The organism is Candidatus Baltobacteraceae bacterium, assembly GCA_036489885.1.
GTDB lineage: Bacteria > Vulcanimicrobiota > Vulcanimicrobiia > Vulcanimicrobiales > Vulcanimicrobiaceae > JAFAMS01.
On the sequence record DASXEW010000003.1, the window covers coordinates 1639000 to 1655144 of the forward strand.

Genomic DNA, 16145 nt, shown 5'->3' on the forward strand with positions numbered 1-16145 from the left:
ATCAACGAGGCAAACCCGCTCGGAAACCGGGCTCAGCCGGCGGCGGCGGCCTTCGCAGCCATGATGGGCTCGTAGACTTTCTTCGCGACGAAGACGTCGAGCAATTGCGCGTCGATCTTGCCGCGCTCCGCGAATTCTTTCGTGAGGATGTCGAGTGCGCGCTCGATGCTCATGGCCGGCTTGTATGGACGATCGCTTGCGGTGAGCGCGTCGAAAACGTCAGAGATCGTTAGCATGCGGACTTGCGGCGCGATCTCTTCGCCGCGAAGGCCGCGCGGGTAGCCCGTTCCGTCGAGATGCTCGTGATGTCCGTACGCGACTTCGGCGACTTTCTGCCAGGGCGTCTGTTTCCACGGAATCTCGCGCAGGAAGCGGAACGACTGCGTGACGTGCTGTTCCATCTTCTGGCGTTCTTCGGCGGAGAGTGAACCGCGCGGGATCTTGAGATACTCGTACTCGGCGGGCTCGAGTAAGGGATGTTCCTCGCCCAGCACGAGATAATTGCGCTTAAGGAGCGCCTCCAGTGCTTCGCCGACACCTTCCGCGACGACGCGGGGCTCGTTTGCGGATTCGACTTGTTTCGCAAGCTCCGTCAGCTCGGCGACTGCATGCGACGTCGTCTCATCGATGCGTACGACCTCGTCTGCATCGGGCGCTATCCCGGTTCGCAGCAGTTGTAGTTTGCGTGTCGCTGCACGCATTTGCATCTGCTCGATTGCGAGCAAGCAGCGCAGACGAATCATGTCGAGGCGGCCGTCGGGCAGTTTTTTGGCCTTTGCGAAAATGTATTCGGGGACAGCGACCTTTCCAAAATCGTGCAGAAGCGCGGCGTAGCGCATTTCGCGAATATCGTCCGGCGTGAATTTGTGAACCGCAGCAGGACCTGCTTCGATCGTATTGAGCATCTCGGCTTGCGCGACCGTGAGCTCGGAAACGCGTGACGAGTGGCCTTGGGTCGCAGGGTCGCGGGCTTCGATCGCTTTTACCGACGCGGTTACGAACTGTTCGAAAAGATTTTGGATCGAGTCGACGAGCTGTTTGTTGTCGATCGCGACACCGGCTTGAGAGCACAATGAGAGCAGCACGTGCTCGTGATGATCGGTGAACTCGCTGACGACTTCTTCCGTCTGGGTCGGCGATTCGAGGACAAGTTCGAAATCAGGTTTGTGATTGATCAGCTGAATGACGCCGACGATCTCGCCCAAGTAGTTGCGCATCGGCACGCACAGCACGGACTTGGTCCGATAGTTGTTATTCTTATCGAAGCTGTTGTTGAAGCGGTACTCGCGCGTGTCGCCGATCTCGTATGCGTCCGGTATGCGCAGCACCTCACCCGTGATTGCGACGTAGCCCGAAATCGAAGCGCGCGAGAGCGGGATCATCGCGCCGAGATGTTTGCCCTCGTCGTACGGCCCGGTCTGTGCGACGGCAAAGCGGAGTTTCTTCTCGCCGTCCTGTTCCGTGATCAGGAAGAGACTGCCCGAATCGGATTGCGTAAGTTCGCGGGCCTTGCGCACGATCAGGCGTTCCAGGGATTCGATGTCACGTTCGGCGGAGAGTGCGACGCCGATCTGCAACAGTTGATCCGACTCGTCGATCAGATCGCGCGCATTGTCGCGAAGCTCGAGCGTCCGCTCGGCGTTACGAACGGAAGCGAGCAGTGCGATCGAATCGATCGGGCGCGTTACCCATCCGCCGACGTGCTCGTTCTGGGCCAACCAAGCCGCATCGAAATCGCCGGGCTCCGAAAGAACGATGACCGTTCCGCCGGTCGCGTTTATCATTGAAAGTGCTCGATCGATCGCATCATGATCGCCGAGCGCATGCAGGCGCTCCGAGTCGATCATATAGACGAGCGGCCCACCGGGAGCTGCCGCAATTGGGAATGTCAGATCCGCCGGACGGCATTCGATATTCGCCGCTTCGAGGACGCTCTTACTCTCGCCAAGCTCCAGGCCGCGCGGATACACGAACAGCACTTTGGACTGAGGCTGCGTAAGGGGCAGCGCCCCTTCTAAAAGAGACATTCGTATGTTACAACAACCGGTTGCCGTTCTAGGTTCCCGTTCATTCGTAGGGCGGCCTGCGCCCCGAGCGGAAGGGCAGGCGACGTGACATTCGACGACTTGATCGAGTCGAGGGTACGACCGCTCGCCGAAACGCTGGTCCGCGAGGGACTTGAAGTGGTCAGCATAGCCGACGGTGAGATCGAAATTGAGCTTTCCCGGACTCTCGCACAGCCGGTTGAGCCGGCCGGAACCATAATCGAGGAAGCCTCCGGTCCCGCCCCCGAGTACGACGTCCTTACCTCCGATTTGGTCGGGCGGGTTCGCTTCTTGCGCCCGCCTGTGACGGCGGGTTCCGTCGTCGACGCCGATCGCGAGCTTGCTTTCATCGAGGCGCTTGGTATACGAAATCCGATCCGTTCGCGCGGTGCCGGACGTGTTGCCGTGGTCTACGTCGAAGAAGGTCAAGCTGTGGACTACGGCGCCCCCTTGTTTGCAATCGACCGCTCGCGTGTTTAGAAAAGTACTCGTTGCCAATCGCGGCGAGATTGCGCTGCGCATCATCCGCGCCTGCCGCGAGCTGGGCGTCGCGACGGTTGCGATTTTCAGTGAAGCCGATCGCTCTGCGCTTCACGTACGCCTCGCCGACGAAGCTTTTTGCGTAGGACCCGGACCCGCAGCGCGCTCGTACCTAAACATTCCGAACATTATCTCGACTGCGCTCATCACCGGCGCCGATGCATTGCATCCGGGTTACGGATTTCTCGCCGAGAACTCGCGCTTCGCGCAGATCTGCACGGATCACGGCATCACGTTCATTGGTCCGACGCCGCGGGTCATCGAACAGATGGGCGACAAGGCGAACGCAAAGCAGATCATGCAAAGCGCGGGCGTGCCGACGATTCCCGGGAGCGGAATCCTCGCGACGCTCGATGAGGCTAAGAAAGCGGCTCGTTCGATAGGGTATCCCGTGTTGCTCAAAGCAACCGCGGGCGGCGGCGGGCGCGGGATGCGTGCCGTTGCACGTGAGGACGAGATCGGCAGGGCCTTCGCAAGCGCGCAAAGTGAGGCCGAGGTAAACTTTCAAGATGGGCGGCTCTATATGGAGAAGCTCATCGTTCATCCGCGGCATGTCGAGGTGCAGATCCTCGCCGATTCGCAAGGCGAAGTCGTGCATCTGGGCGAGCGCGACTGCTCGATACAAAAGCCCTCGCACCAAAAGCTGATCGAAGAAACGCCGGCTCCGGGTCTCGACGCCGATGTACGAGACGAGCTCTGCAGAGTAGCGGTACGCGCCGGACAAGCGTGCGGTTACACGAATGCGGGGACACTCGAGTTTCTGGTTGCGGGCGAACAGATTTATTTCATGGAGATGAACACGCGGATTCAGGTCGAGCATCCCGTCACCGAGCTGATCTACGGCGTCGATCTCGTCAAAGAACAGATTCGGATCGCGTTTGGTGAGCCGCTCGGTTTTGGTCAAGCAGATCTTTCACCCCATGGTCACGCGATCGAGTGCCGCATCAACGCAGAAGATCCGGAGCGCGATTTCGCACCGGACGCGGGGATCGTGACCGCGGTCGAACTGCCCGGCGGCCCGGGCATTCGAGTCGATACGCATCTCTTCGCGGGTCTCTCGATTCCGCCGTATTACGATTCACTTTTGGCAAAGATTGTGGCCGTCGGCCGTACGCGCGCCTCGGCTCTTGCACGTATGGAACGCGCCCTCGCCGAAACCCGTATTGAAGGTGTAAAGACGACGGTTGCAATTTGCCGTCGAATCCTCGAAGATGCCCGATTTCAAGAAGGCGGCGTTCCGATCGATTTCCTCGATGAGGCGTTTATGCGCGAGCACGTGTTAACGGAAGCGTAGATGGCGTCACGCAAGCATGCGCGCGAATTGGCGCTGCAATCGCTATTCGGGGTCGAGATCGGGCACCGTCCGGCGCAAGACATGGTGATCGAAACGTGCGGTAGCGCTGATTCCGAACATCGCCGCTTTGTCGAGGACCTCGTCACCGGAACGCTCGATCACGCTGTCGAGAGCGACGCAGTGCTCACGCCGCTCCTGGACGGTTGGACGATCGAACGTCTCCCGACGATCGATCGCTTGCTGCTGCGTATGTCGGTTTTCGAGCTGATGCATCGCGAGACGCCCCAGGCCGTCGTGATCAACGAAGCCGTCGAGCTTGCGAAAAAGTTTTCGACCGATGAGTCGCCGCGCTTTGTGAACGGCGTGTTGTCGAACGTTACCAAATCGGGTGCGCGCGCGTGAGTACGGCGGCGCGGCGCACGACGGTTACGCGCAAGAAACCGGCCGCGAAGAAGAAAGGCGGAGGCGGTGGACGCTTTTTCCGGACGGCCGCATTCATCGCGCTGCTCGCGGTCCTGATTGTCGCCGGTCTTACCGCCGGCATCATCGCGACGTACTCGACGCATTTGCCCGACATCAACCGCATGGCGGATTTCCAACCCGAACGTTCGACGCAGGTGTTTGCGCGCGACGGTACGGTGCTCGCCGATCTCTACAAACAGAATCGCGTTTGGGTGTCGCTCGACAAAGTGCCGGTTTTGGTACGCAACGCGTTCGTGGCGAGCGAAGACGCTCACTTTTACTCGCATCACGGAATCGACTTCGAGGGCATTCTGCGTGCGGGCATTGCGGATTGGCGGCACCAACCGATCCAAGGCGGCTCGACCATCACGCAACAGCTCGCGCGCGGGCTGTTTCTTTCGAATGAAGTCTCGATCTCGCGCAAGATTCAGGAGGCGCTGCTCGCAATCGAGATCGAGCGCTATTACACGAAAGACGAAATTCTCGAGCGCTATCTCAATCTGATCTACCTCGGCTCGGGTGCGTACGGCGTGCAAGCCGCAGCGCACACGTATTTCGGAACCGACGTCGGAAATCTGACGCTCGGTCAAGCCGCAATGCTCGCCGGAATCGTCCCTGCGCCTTCGGATTACTCGCCGTACGTGAACCTGGATCTCGCCAAGCAGCGGCAGCGTCACGTCCTCGAGCGGATGCTCGCGAGCGGTTTCATTACGCGCGATCAGGCGGAATCCGCCGAAGCCGACTCCGTCAATCTCGTCGGCGAGCGTCCCGAGGGCTTGCAATCGTATAAGTATCCGTATTTCACGACGTACGTCGTTCACCGCTTGAACGAAACGTTCGGAACGCAGGCGACCTTCGAAGGCGGATTGACCGTCGACACGACCCTCGATCCGAAGGTGCAGCAGATGGCGCAGAAGGCCATCGATTGGGGCGTAGCGCAGGCTGCGGCCGAGGGAATCAACGCGCATGAAGCGGCGCTCGTCGCGATCCGTCCCCAAACCGGCGAGATACTTGCGATGGTCGGGGGCACCGGCTGGACGCTCGACAATCAGTTCAATCGCGCATGGCAGGCTCGCCGTCAACCGGGCTCTTCATTTAAAGTCTACGTTTACACGGCTGCCATCGATAGCGGGATTCCGCCGAACGAGATCGTCGAGGACACGCCGGTCTCGTATCCGATGGGCGACGGGACCATGTGGAGCCCTCAAGATGACGATCACCGCTTTTACGGCGCGATGACGCTGCGCTACGCGCTGGCGCAATCACGCAATGTCGTAGCGGTAAAGCTTGCCGAGCGTCTTGGCATCGATCGGGTGATCGAGTACGCAAAACGCATGGGGATCAAGGAAAAGCTCGAGCCGAATCTCTCGCTCGCTCTCGGCAGCGAAGGAATCTCGCCGCTGGAGCAGGCTGCCGGGTACGCAACGCTTGCAAACGCGGGAATTCACATCGACCCCTCACCGATTCGTCTCGTGAAAGACAGCTTCGGTTCGGTTGTTCTCGATAATCAGTATCCACAGCAGACTGAAGTCGTGAGCGCGGGGACAGCGTTCGTGATGACGCAAATGCTGACCAGCGTGATCAACGAAGGGACCGGCTATCCGAACGCCGTCATCGGACGCCCGGCCGCCGGTAAAACGGGCACGACGACGGATTTCCGCGACGCCTGGTTCGTCGGCTACACGCCCGATCTGGTTACGGCCGTGTGGCTCGGCAACGACAACTATTCGCGCATGAACGAATCGTACGGCGGCAACATCCCCGCGCGCGTCTGGGCCCGCTTCATGAAAGAAGCGCTGGCTGACGTTCCGCATCATGAATTCGAGATGCCGAAGAGCGAAGTGCGCAAAGTGCGTCTCTGCGGAAGCGGCCGCATCGAATACTTCTTGCAAGGAACGGGGCCGCCGGAATCGTGTGGCTCCGTCGACGAAACGCCCGCCAAGGCCGCACCGAAAGCAGTTCCGGCCGCAACTCCGACCGACGTTCCGCCGGGTATGGTCGGCGACGGCGAGCATTTCATGAACGTCAACAACGGCCAAACGACCACCGCCGCTCCGGAACCGGCGAACACACCATAGTGCAGCCGAAAGAGAGCACGAGCGCCCGCATTGTTGCGGTGTCGCGCTTGTCCGTCTATTTGCGCAACATTCTTGCCAACGACAAGTGGTTGCGCAATGTCGGCGTGAGAGGGGAAGTCTCGAACGTTTCAGCGCGTCCGAACGGTAACGTATATTTCGATCTCAAAGACGCGGATGCGCTTTTGAGCTGTGTCGTATGGAGCGACCAAGCGCGCGAGCTTCCGCGCCTGGAAAACGGGCAACAGGTTATCGCGTACGGTGAGATCGGCGCGTACGTAAAGAACAGCAAGTATCAGCTGATCGCGTATCGCGTCGAACAAGAAGGCGTCGGACGCCTCCACGAGCTGTATGAAAAGCTGAAGAGCAAGCTCGAAGCTGAGGGCGCATTTGCCCCCGAGCGCAAACGCCCGATCGTGACATATCCGTTCTCGCTTGCGCTCGTGAGCGCGAAGGGCGCGGCCGGTGCAGCCGACTTTCTGAAGATATTGCACGCGCGTGCACCGTACGTCGAGGTGACGTTCTGCGAGACGCCGGTGCAAGGAATCGGTGCGGCAACCGAAATCGTGCGGGCCATCAATCGCGCCTCGCGCCTCGATGTCGACTGCGTGGTGGTAGCGCGCGGCGGCGGCTCCTACGAAGACCTGTTCGCCTTTAACACGGAAGAAGTTGCGCGCGCGATTCTGCGTGCACCGAAGCCGGTGATCACCGGAATCGGTCACGAAACCGATCTGACCATCGCCGACCTCGTGGCAGATCGACGGGCCGAAACGCCCTCCGCTGCGGCGCACATCGTTGCGCCTATTCCTCGCGATGAGCTGCTGCGCTCGATCGGGGGACGCGTGAGCCGCGTCGAACGAATGGCGCGCGGAAAGATTGCCTCGGGTGCGACGCACTTGGAACGCGCAATCGGACGTTCGGCGATTACCGATCCCGGGCGTATCGTCGGGATCCGCCGGCAGCATGTCGATCGTGCAATCGGCGCGCTGGCCGTGCGCGTCGACGAAGGCGTGCGCCGGTATTCCTCGAGACTTCAAGGGCTGGATCGGCGCCTGGAGCGCTTCGATCCGAAGGGCCGCATCGCAGAGCGCCGGCGCGTTTTTGACGTGGTAGCCGTTCGGCTGCAAAATGCGGCCGATCGACGGCTCCAAGTGCTGGCCGAGCGCCTAAAACTCAAGACGACCGAGCTCAACGGCAAAGATCCGGAAGCGATTTTGCAACGTGGATACGCAATCGTACGGTATGAAGGAAAGACGGTACGCGATGCGGCGTCGGTCCCCGAAGGCGCCGCGGTACAGGCGAAGGTAGCTCGCGGAACGCTCATCGCACGCGTCGAACGGAAAGAATCGGATGGAAAAGAAGGCGGATGAGTTTGAAACCGCGCTCGCGCGGCTCGATGCGATCGTAAAACAGCTCGAGACCGAGGACGTCTCGCTGGATCGTTCCGTCGATCTCTTCAAAGAAGGCAAGGACCTTGCGCGACGCTGTGAGGCGTTGCTGAAAGACGCACAAAGCAAGATCGACGCCGCCGGCAATGGTGCCACCACAACCGAGAACTACTAGGCTCGACATGGCAGTCGCCGAGCGGAGCGGTGTGACGCGCTCGCAAGCGCGCAGTCTCATCATGGCCGGACGCGTGCGCGTCGACGGACGAGCGCTGACGAAGCCGGGCACTGCCGTCTCGGTCGACGCGTCAGTCGAGGTGGAACGTCCCCGTCCCTACGTCAGTCGCGGCGGCGAAAAGCTCGAAGCTGCGCTGGATGCGTTCGGAATCGATCCCACAGGTCTTCACGGGCTCGACATCGGCGCATCGACGGGTGGCTTTACCGATTGTCTTTTGCAGCGCGGTGTTGCGAGCGTCGTAGCCGTCGACGTCGGCTATGGCCAGATTGACTTGAAGCTGCGCGACGATTCGCGCGTGACGGTAGTCGAGCGCACCAACTTTCGAACGTTGCCGGATGATGCTTTTCCGAGCGGTTTCGATTTGATCGTCGCCGATGCGTCGTTCATTTCGCTACGGACGATCTTGCGTCGCGCGATTGCGTATCTGCGTGATGGCGGTAAGATCGTTGCGCTGCTCAAGCCGCAATTTGAAGCCGGGCGCGAGCGGCTTGGAGGCGGCGGTGTTGTGCGCGATCCGCAAACGCACCGCGACATCCTGCGCGAGTTTAGGGATGCTGCGCCGGATTTGGGACTCGGCGTCGTCGCGGCAATCGTCTCGCCGCTGCGCGGCCCGGCCGGGAACGTCGAATTCCTACTGGAGCTCAAGCGCGGAGAAAATCTGCTCGCCGACGGCGATATCGAGCGGCTCGTCGAAGAGGCGCACGGTTGATGGCGCACACCGTCGCGTTCTATATCGATCTCACGCAAGAAAGTGCCCGGCGCGTTGCCACCGAGGCGACGAGCGGTGCGCGCGATGCCGGCTACAACGTTGCGCTCTGCGACGGTCAAGACGCGACGCTGCGTCTCGCCGACAAAGGGACGCGTGTCGAGGATGCGGACTACATGGTCGCTATCGGCGGCGACGGTACGTTGCTGCGGGCCGCGCGAATTGCATACCCGTTCGACATTCCCTTACTCGGCATCAACACCGGCCGGCTTGGTTTTCTAACCGAGCTCGAGCTGGACGGCGACGGCCGCATGCGCACCGACCTCAAGCGCGTGCTCGAGGACAGATCGGAGCTTGTCATCGAGGAACGTGCCGCGCTCGAAGCGCAGCTTCCGGACGGCAAAACGCATGTTGCGCTGAACGACGTCGTCGTTCACAAGGGCGACGCCTCACGCATCGATACGTTCAGCCTCTCGCTTGACGGAGAGCATGTCGCCGATCTTCCATCCGACGGTGTCGTCGTCTCAACGGCGACGGGCTCGACGGCATATTTCCTCTCAGCTGGCGGTCCGATCATTTCGCCGCAAGTCGATGCATTCGGAATCGCAGCGCTCTTGCCTCACACGCTCTTTGCGCGTCCGCTGATCGTTCCGACGAATTCGACGATCGAGATCTGCGTCGATTCGGAAAGCATTCACGCCAATCTCGAAGCCGATGGCGAGATGGTCGCGAATCTCTCGCCGCGCGATCGCGTCATCATCCGGCGCGCCGCGAAGCCGGTACGTTTCGCGCATCGCGGAAAGCAGCGCTACTTCTCCCGCCTCGAACAGAAATTGCGTTGGGGCGTTTCGATTCGAGGAACATCGCGCTAATGGCGCTCCGGCGCCTGACCGTCGAAGATTACGAGCTTATCGCGCACGCAGAGCTCGAACCAGCCGCCGGACTGACCGCCATTACGGGCGAGACCGGCAGCGGGAAGACAATGCTGCTCGCCGCGATCGACTTTGCGCTCGGTGCGCGCGCCGCGACCGACGCGGTTCGGAAAGGACGCAAGCGCGCGCGCATTTCGCTCGAGATCGAACCGGACGCACGCACGCTCGCAGCCATTGCCGCCGCCGGCATCGAGATCGACGAGGACGAAACGCTTGCGATCGTGCGCGAACTTTCCGAGGGGAAGACGAGTGCGCGGGTCGGAGGCGTGCCGGTGAGCGCAGCGCAATTGCGCACGATCGGCCGCGAAGTTGCGGAGATCGTCGGCCAGCACGAAGCGCAGCGTCTGCTCGTCCCCGCGCAGCAGCTTGAAGCACTCGATCGGTTCGGCGGCGCGGAATTGCTTGCGACGTCGACGCAGCTGCGTGCGGCGCACGAGCGGCATGCGAGCGTAGTCGCCGAGCTTGCAGGACTCGAGGCGCAAGCCGGTCGCGCGCTCGCCGACGCCGACTATGCGACGTTCGCATCCCGCGAAATCGCCGACGCGGCGCCCGAGACGGGCGAAGAGGAGCGTTTGCGAGAGCGGCGCGATTTGCTCGTCAACGCTGAGCGGATCGCGAGCGCGTTGCGTGCGGCACACGACGCGCTGATTGACGGTGAGACGAGTGCGTCGGACAGCTTGGGCGCCGCTGCGACGTCGTTGTCGGGCGTCGGCCGCTACGCGCGCGAGCTGGAAGAGTTAGCGAGCGCGGCGAGTACGCTGCAGAGCGAGACCTCGGAGTTGTCCGCGCGCCTGGCGCGACAGCTGGAGTCTGTCGACGTCGATCCCGCCGAACTCGATTCGATCACGGGCCGGCTCGAGCTGCTCGATCGTCTCAAGAAAAAATACGGCGGCTCGGTCGGGGCGGTACTCGAAGCGAAGCAGCGCTTCGATGAAACGACCAAGCGTTTCGAGAACGCCGACGAGCATCGCGCGAGCCTGCAACGTGCCCGCGACGACGCGGCGATCGCACTCCGCGACGCTGCGGCGAAGCTCACGAAGCTGCGTCAGGCGTCCGCGAAGACGTGTGAGAAGAAAATCTCGACCGAGCTGGCTGCGCTTGCGATGCCGTCGGCGCGATTCGAGATCGCGTTCGAGACGCTCGAGCAGATTGGACCGCGTGGCGCCGAGCGGTGTGAGTTCATGCTCGCGGCGAATCCGGGTGAACCTGCGCGGTCGCTGGGACGCAGCGCTTCGGGCGGCGAGCTTTCGCGCGTCATGTTGGCGCTCACGGTCGTGCTTGCGGATCGTTCCGCTCGGACGGCGATCATCTTCGACGAAATCGATGCCGGCGTCGGCGGCGCGACCGCAAATGCCGTTGGTGCGCGTCTCGCCGATCTCGCGCGCGATCTGCAGGTCGTGTGCGTGACGCACCTCGCGCAAATCGCCGCTTACGCAGATCGTCAGGTCGCGCTGCGCAAGACTGAAACGAAATCCGCGACGCTCATCGAGATCGTCGACCTCGATCGCGACGCGCGCCTTGAAGAGTTGGCGCGCATGCTCAGCGGCGCCACAACCGGCGTGTCATTGCAGCATGCGCGGACATTGTTGAAAGAACGCAAGGCGGGATAACCGGGCGCACGTACGATGATCGCGAGCGACCGATTTCCCGCCCCTATGACAATGGCGTGATACGTGCCTTGCGCCCGGTGATCCTTACTCGATCCGGTGGAGTTTGACGACGTTGGTGCCGCCTTCGCCGACGGGCATGCCGCTCGTGACGACGATGACTTCGCCGCGTTCGGCGATCCCCTCGGAGAGCAGGCGCGCTTCGGCGAGCTCGAGCATCGTTTCGAACATCTTGTAGCTCTGAACGACCAGGGCTTCGACGCCCCAGACGACCGCGAGCCGGCGCGCGACTTCGCGCCGGGGGGTGATCGCGTAAATTCGTGCGGTCGGCCGGAATGACGAGATGTGCCGCGCCGTGTTGCCGGTCGTCGTACCGGTGACCGCCGAGCGAAGGCTCAGGTCCTCGGTGCACAGCGCCGCTGCCTGTGCGACGGTGGTCGCGATCGAGCCGTCGTGGTATTCAAGGCGCCGCGCTTTCATTTCAGCGTGCGGATAATCTTTCTCGATTTCGCTGGCAATCGTTGCCATGACTTTGACCGCTTCGAGAGGATATTTTCCACGCGCCGTTTCGCCGGACAACATTACGGCATCGGTGCCGTCGAGAATTGCATTTGCAACGTCGTTCGCCTCGGCACGCGTCGGACGCGCATTCGTGATCATCGATTCGAGCATCTGTGTCGCCGTGACGACGGGTTTGCTTGCGCGGTTTGCGCGTTCGATCAAATGCTTTTGAATCATCGGCACCGTTTCAAGAGGAACTTCGATGCCTAAGTCGCCGCGCGCGACCATGATGCCGTCGGCGACGTCGATGATCTCCGCGATGTGCTCGAGCGCTTCGTGCTTCTCGATTTTCGCCATCACCGGAGTGTCGTGGTTGCGTTCGTGAATGAAGGCCTTCACGCGTAAGAGATCCTCGGCCGAACGCACGAACGAGACGCCGACCCAGTCGACGTCCTTCGAGAGACCGTACGCCAAGTGTTCGAGGTCGCGATCCGTGACGGATTCGATTTGTAAGGTGCCGTCTGGATAATTTATGCCTTGCGAAGGACGCAGATCGCCGCCTACTTCGACGTGCGTACGTACTTCGTCCGAAGTGACCTCGTCGATGCGCAGCGCGATCGTGCCGTCTTGCAAGTAGATCGACCGGCCGGCGTCGACGTCGTTCGGCAGGTTTGCGTAGTTCACCGAGACGCACGACGGCGTGCCTTGCATTTGTCGCGTCGTGAGCGTAAAGGGTGCGCCACTCTCGAGATGAACGGTAGCTTGTCCATCGAGGGGGCCGGTTCGCACTTTGGGTCCGGGAAGATCTTGCAGCACGGCGACGATGATGTCGAGCTCGTTCGCAATACGGCGCACGTCGTCGATCACCGCGCCGTGCTCTTCGTGCGTACCGTGCGAGAAGTTCAAACGCACGACGTTGACACCGGCGAGAAACATCGATCGCAGCATCTGCGGATCGCGCGATGACGGCCCAATCGTCGCGACGATCTTCGTTCGCTTGCCTTCTCGGTTGACATTTCCCATGTTGCGCGCGCTTCTCGGACGCAACACGACAGCCTCCTGAAACTGAACCGACAAATGGAAGCTCGCGCCAAGCGTCATAGTGCGAGAGCGTGAGCGCGCGTGAGCCTGGGGACCGCCGGCGTTTCAGCGGAGCTTATGGGCTCTCGCTGGTCGTGCATTTCCTATTCTTTCTCGTGCTGTTCCAGATACTCGCATTCCGAAGCGAGTCGGGACCCTCCGAGCAGCGCGAAGCGAAGGTGGCCTCGACCACGATTACGCTCGAATCCGCGCGCCCCACGCCGACGCCGGTCGTCACGATTACCGTGCGACCGACGGCGATCCCAACAGTGGTGCCGACCTATGTCCCGACCCCGAAAGTCAGGCCGAAGCAAAGCCCGCTGCGTCTTCCACGTCCGGTTGCAACAGTTGCCGTGAGCTTCAAACCGACGTTTCTTCCGACCGCGATTCCGTCGGTCGTGCCGACGCGGCAACCGACCCTGGAACCGACGCCGACGATCGTTCCAACCGCGCGCCCCACGCCTGTGCCGACCATCGAAGAGACGGTTCGACCGACGCCCGTCCCGACCGTTCGCCCGACCATCGCCCCGACGGAAACGCCGCAGCCCGCGACGGCACCGCCGACGCCGCGGCCGACCGTCGCTCCCACGGTCGCCCCCACCGTCGCACCGACCGTCGCCCCAACGCGCGCGCCTTCGCCCACATCCGCACCCACAGCTGCGCCAACGCAGGCGCCGACTGCGGTGGCACGCGCGACGGCACCCCCGGCCACGGCACGGCCCGCGACGGCGCGTCCAACCCTCGCCCCGACGTCGCGTCCGGTCGCGGTGCGGACCGCCTCGCCGACTGCACAACCCTCGCCTGTCTCGTCGGCAAACGCAGCCGATCTCGAGGCGCGCATGAAGAAAATGCTCGGCACAATTAACGAAGAGCGGCACTACGATACGAAGAGCTACCACGACGAAATCGCGGAAGCCGAAAAGAAATTGGCCTCGGACTACGACGTCAAGAATCTGAAGCCGCCGCCGCTTAAAGGCATCAACGAGAAGACCGTCGCCTTTGAGTTCGATGTCGGGCAGGTACTCTACGCAATAAAGGTAGTCAATCTCGGCCCGCTTCTTCCGAAAATATGCGCGGGCTGGCTCGTCGTCACGCGCGGGGCCGAGCAACCGCCCGTCTTCTACGTCGGCACCTGTAGGAAGAACGACGATATCGCGGATCCTCGCGACCGGCAGCAGCGCATCAACTACCCTACCCCGCCGCCGTTGCACAACTAGGCGCCTTTGGTGTATAGTCGCTGACGAAGCGCGCCGCCAGGCGCGCTTTAGTATTTCCAAGAGGAGGGTGTCAGCCGTGCAGGCCGGTGGCGAGGCACGCGATCTGATCGGAGCCTTCGAGCGCGCAGCGCACGAGCTAACGGTCGACGCATCCTTGCGTGACATCGAAGTCGTACAGACCTCGCATCACAAGCATCGCGGCTCGATCGAATTTCGAGTCGTGATCGATAAGGCGGGGGGCGTCGACGTGGCGACCTGCGAGCGCATCTCACGCAAGCTCAACGCCGCGCTGGAGCAGTATCCCGATCTCTACACGCTTTCGGTCGAATCCGCCGGTCTGGAACGTCCACTCTTGCGGCCCGCCGACTACACACGGTTCATCGGCTCTAACGTCAAGCTCACAACCGACATCATGGTTCGCGGCGCAAAGACGCATCGCGGACGACTCGAGGGCTTGCGCGGTACCAACGTCATCCTCACGCAAAAAAACGGCGAGCTGCCGCTCCCGCTAACCCTCATCAAACACGCGAATCTCGAATTCGATCCGCGTGCCGACCTTACAAAAGAGAAAAAAGAAAGACGACACAGATGAATACTGAAATGCTCTCGGCTCTCAAAGAGATCGAAACCGAACGCGGTATCGGCTTCGAGATGCTGCTCGAAGCGCTGGAAGCTGCATTGATCTCAGCTTACAAGCGCAACTACGGCAGCGACGCAAACGCGATCGTCACGATCGACCGGCAAAGCGGAGAGTATCGCGTGTATCATCGCCGTACCGTCGTCGATGAGGTTGCCGATCCGAAACTCGAGGTTTCAAAAAAAGAAGCCGCCGGACACTACGAGCCCGGTGATTTCTTCGACGAGGAAGTAACGCCGAAAGATTTCGGCCGCATCGCTGCGCAGACCGCCAAGCAAGTCATCGTGCAGCGCATCCGCGAGGCGGAGCGCGATACGATTTTCAACACGTACAGCGCAAAGCTGCACGACATCGTTATGGGCGTCGTTCAGCGTTACGAACAACGCAATATGTACGTGCTGCTCGACGCCAAGCACGAAGCGCTCTTGCCGCTTTCGGAGCAAGTCCACCGCGAGAATTATCGCATCAACGATCGTATTCGTGCATACGTGCTCGACGTTCGTAAGAGTCCAAAAGGCCCGCTCGTCGTCCTTTCACGTGCGGCCGAGGGTCTTGTGCAGCGATTGCTCGAGAATCAAGTCCCGGAGATCCGCGAAGACGTGGTTGAGATCATGGCGATCGCGCGTGAAGCCGGCAGCCGAACGAAGGTCGCAGTGCACTCGAATCGACCTGAGGTCGATGCAGTCGGCGCGTGCCTCGGTCCGAAGTCAAGTCGCATCGCTTCCGTCTCCGACGAATTGCGCGGCGAGAAGATCGACGTCATTCGCTGGGCGCCCGATGTGAGTGGTTTCATTCAAAATGCGCTTGCACCGGCGAAAGTCATCGGCGTCGAGCTCTTCGAGGATGACGGCGTCGCGCTCGTCATCGTGCCCGATTATCAACTTTCACTTGCGATCGGACGTGAAGGTCAAAATGTACGTCTGGCTGCGCGTCTAACCGGTTGGCGACTCGACATCACATCGGAGACCGAAGCCGACACAAATCGCGCGCGTTATATTGCAGAACGTGACGAGCGCGGCGCGGTTACCGAAACGGTCGAAGCCGAAGTCGTCGCTGAAGGCGAAGAGGTCGTGGCCGAGGGTGAAGAGACCGTCGATCCGGAGCTGCTTCGGCGTCTTGAAGAGTTCAAGCGGGAGATGCTCCAGCAATAGTGTCTTTAGGGCGCGAGCCGATTCGTTCGTGCGCAGGCTGCCGAGAGCGGCATCCGCAACGCGCAATGGTCCGATTCACTCCCGCTCAGAATGGTTGGGTCGCCGATGGGACAACCCGGCGACCAGGCCGCGGCGTCTATCTCTGCTCCTCGGAGTGCGCCGCTGCGGTCGCGAAGAACAAACGATTCCCAGGGCTTAGCCAAGCGGCTGAGTTTCTCCGAACAGGCTCAAACATGATAAACTAGCGCTTCGTCGGCGAAGCCTTCTGAGGTTCG

The 16145-nt window shown here is 61.4% G+C and carries 14 protein-coding genes; 12 read left to right on the plus strand and 2 right to left on the minus strand.

Translation table 11 applies throughout. From position 1 onward, the window contains the following. Window positions 1–32: 32 nt before the first annotated feature. Entirely contained in the window at window positions 33–1970 is a 1938-nt protein-coding gene (locus VGG22_14010; protein ID HEY1729489.1) for an HD domain-containing phosphohydrolase, read from the minus strand. Between the two features lie 141 nt (window positions 1971–2111). Here VGG22_14010 and VGG22_14015 point away from each other — a divergent pair, with 141 nt between their 5' ends. Genes VGG22_14015 through recN form a run of 9 tightly spaced genes read left to right on the plus strand, consistent with a single transcriptional unit; the run spans window position 2112 to window position 11287 of the window. Next, window positions 2112–2525, plus strand: coding sequence for a biotin/lipoyl-containing protein (locus VGG22_14015; GenBank protein ID HEY1729490.1), 414 nt, complete (start codon window positions 2112–2114; stop codon window positions 2523–2525). Beyond that, entirely contained in the window at window positions 2518–3879 is a 1362-nt protein-coding gene (accC, locus tag VGG22_14020; protein ID HEY1729491.1) for an acetyl-CoA carboxylase biotin carboxylase subunit, read from the plus strand. Before VGG22_14015 ends, accC begins: the two co-directional genes overlap by 8 nt. Next, the gene (gene nusB, locus VGG22_14025; GenBank protein ID HEY1729492.1) at window positions 3880–4281 is read left to right on the plus strand and encodes a transcription antitermination factor NusB; all 402 of its coding nucleotides are present in this window, start codon (window positions 3880–3882) and stop codon (window positions 4279–4281) included. Beyond that, window positions 4278–6419, plus strand: coding sequence for a PBP1A family penicillin-binding protein (locus VGG22_14030; protein HEY1729493.1), 2142 nt, complete (start codon window positions 4278–4280; stop codon window positions 6417–6419). Before nusB ends, VGG22_14030 begins: the two co-directional genes overlap by 4 nt. Beyond that, the gene (xseA, locus tag VGG22_14035) at window positions 6419–7786 is read left to right on the plus strand and encodes an exodeoxyribonuclease VII large subunit (protein HEY1729494.1); all 1368 of its coding nucleotides are present in this window, start codon (window positions 6419–6421) and stop codon (window positions 7784–7786) included. Before VGG22_14030 ends, xseA begins: the two co-directional genes overlap by 1 nt. Further along, a complete protein-coding gene (xseB, locus tag VGG22_14040) occupies window positions 7767–7979 on the plus strand; it encodes an exodeoxyribonuclease VII small subunit (GenBank protein HEY1729495.1) in 213 nt (70 codons plus the stop codon). The genes xseA and xseB overlap by 20 nt, the downstream gene beginning before the upstream one ends. A 7-nt stretch (window positions 7980–7986) precedes the next feature. Further along, a complete protein-coding gene (locus VGG22_14045) occupies window positions 7987–8748 on the plus strand; it encodes a TlyA family RNA methyltransferase (GenBank protein HEY1729496.1) in 762 nt (253 codons plus the stop codon). After that, window positions 8748–9617, plus strand: coding sequence for an NAD(+)/NADH kinase (locus tag VGG22_14050; protein ID HEY1729497.1), 870 nt, complete (start codon window positions 8748–8750; stop codon window positions 9615–9617). The genes VGG22_14045 and VGG22_14050 overlap by 1 nt, the downstream gene beginning before the upstream one ends. Next, window positions 9617–11287, plus strand: coding sequence for a DNA repair protein RecN (recN, locus tag VGG22_14055; GenBank protein HEY1729498.1), 1671 nt, complete (start codon window positions 9617–9619; stop codon window positions 11285–11287). The genes VGG22_14050 and recN overlap by 1 nt, the downstream gene beginning before the upstream one ends. Window positions 11288–11371: 84 nt before the next feature. Here recN and pyk read toward each other — a convergent pair whose 3' ends face one another. Continuing rightward, window positions 11372–12808: a pyruvate kinase gene (gene pyk, locus VGG22_14060; protein ID HEY1729499.1), complete on the minus strand. Its 1437-nt coding sequence runs from the start codon at window positions 12806–12808 to the stop codon at window positions 11372–11374. Window positions 12809–12897: 89 nt separating this feature from the next. On the opposite strand from pyk, the gene VGG22_14065 reads away from it, so the two are divergent. The 3 genes from VGG22_14065 to nusA all read left to right on the plus strand — a co-directional run bounded on the left by VGG22_14065 (window position 12898) and on the right by nusA (window position 15870). Further along, a complete protein-coding gene (locus VGG22_14065; GenBank protein HEY1729500.1) occupies window positions 12898–14082 on the plus strand; it encodes a hypothetical protein in 1185 nt (394 codons plus the stop codon). 76 nt (window positions 14083–14158) lie between these two features. Beyond that, window positions 14159–14674, plus strand: coding sequence for a hypothetical protein (locus VGG22_14070; protein HEY1729501.1), 516 nt, complete (start codon window positions 14159–14161; stop codon window positions 14672–14674). Next, a complete protein-coding gene (gene nusA / locus VGG22_14075; GenBank protein HEY1729502.1) occupies window positions 14671–15870 on the plus strand; it encodes a transcription termination factor NusA in 1200 nt (399 codons plus the stop codon). The genes VGG22_14070 and nusA overlap by 4 nt, the downstream gene beginning before the upstream one ends. Window positions 15871–16145: the final 275 nt, after the last annotated feature.

What these genes read in the sequence shown, in the direction of transcription:
- nusB (HEY1729492.1), top strand. Translation starts at nt 3,880, where the DNA reads ATGGCGTCACGCAAGCATGCGCGCGAATTGGCGCTGCAATCGCTATTC.
- xseB (HEY1729495.1), top strand. Translation starts at nt 7,767, where the DNA reads ATGGAAAAGAAGGCGGATGAGTTTGAAACCGCGCTCGCGCGGCTCGAT.
- VGG22_14045 (HEY1729496.1), top strand. Translation starts at nt 7,987, where the DNA reads ATGGCAGTCGCCGAGCGGAGCGGTGTGACGCGCTCGCAAGCGCGCAGT.
- VGG22_14050 (HEY1729497.1), top strand. Translation starts at nt 8,748, where the DNA reads ATGGCGCACACCGTCGCGTTCTATATCGATCTCACGCAAGAAAGTGCC.
- recN (HEY1729498.1), top strand. Translation starts at nt 9,617, where the DNA reads ATGGCGCTCCGGCGCCTGACCGTCGAAGATTACGAGCTTATCGCGCAC.
- pyk (HEY1729499.1), bottom strand. Translation starts at nt 12,808, where the DNA reads ATGGGAAATGTCAACCGAGAAGGCAAGCGAACGAAGATCGTCGCGACG.
- nusA (HEY1729502.1), top strand. Translation starts at nt 14,671, where the DNA reads ATGAATACTGAAATGCTCTCGGCTCTCAAAGAGATCGAAACCGAACGC.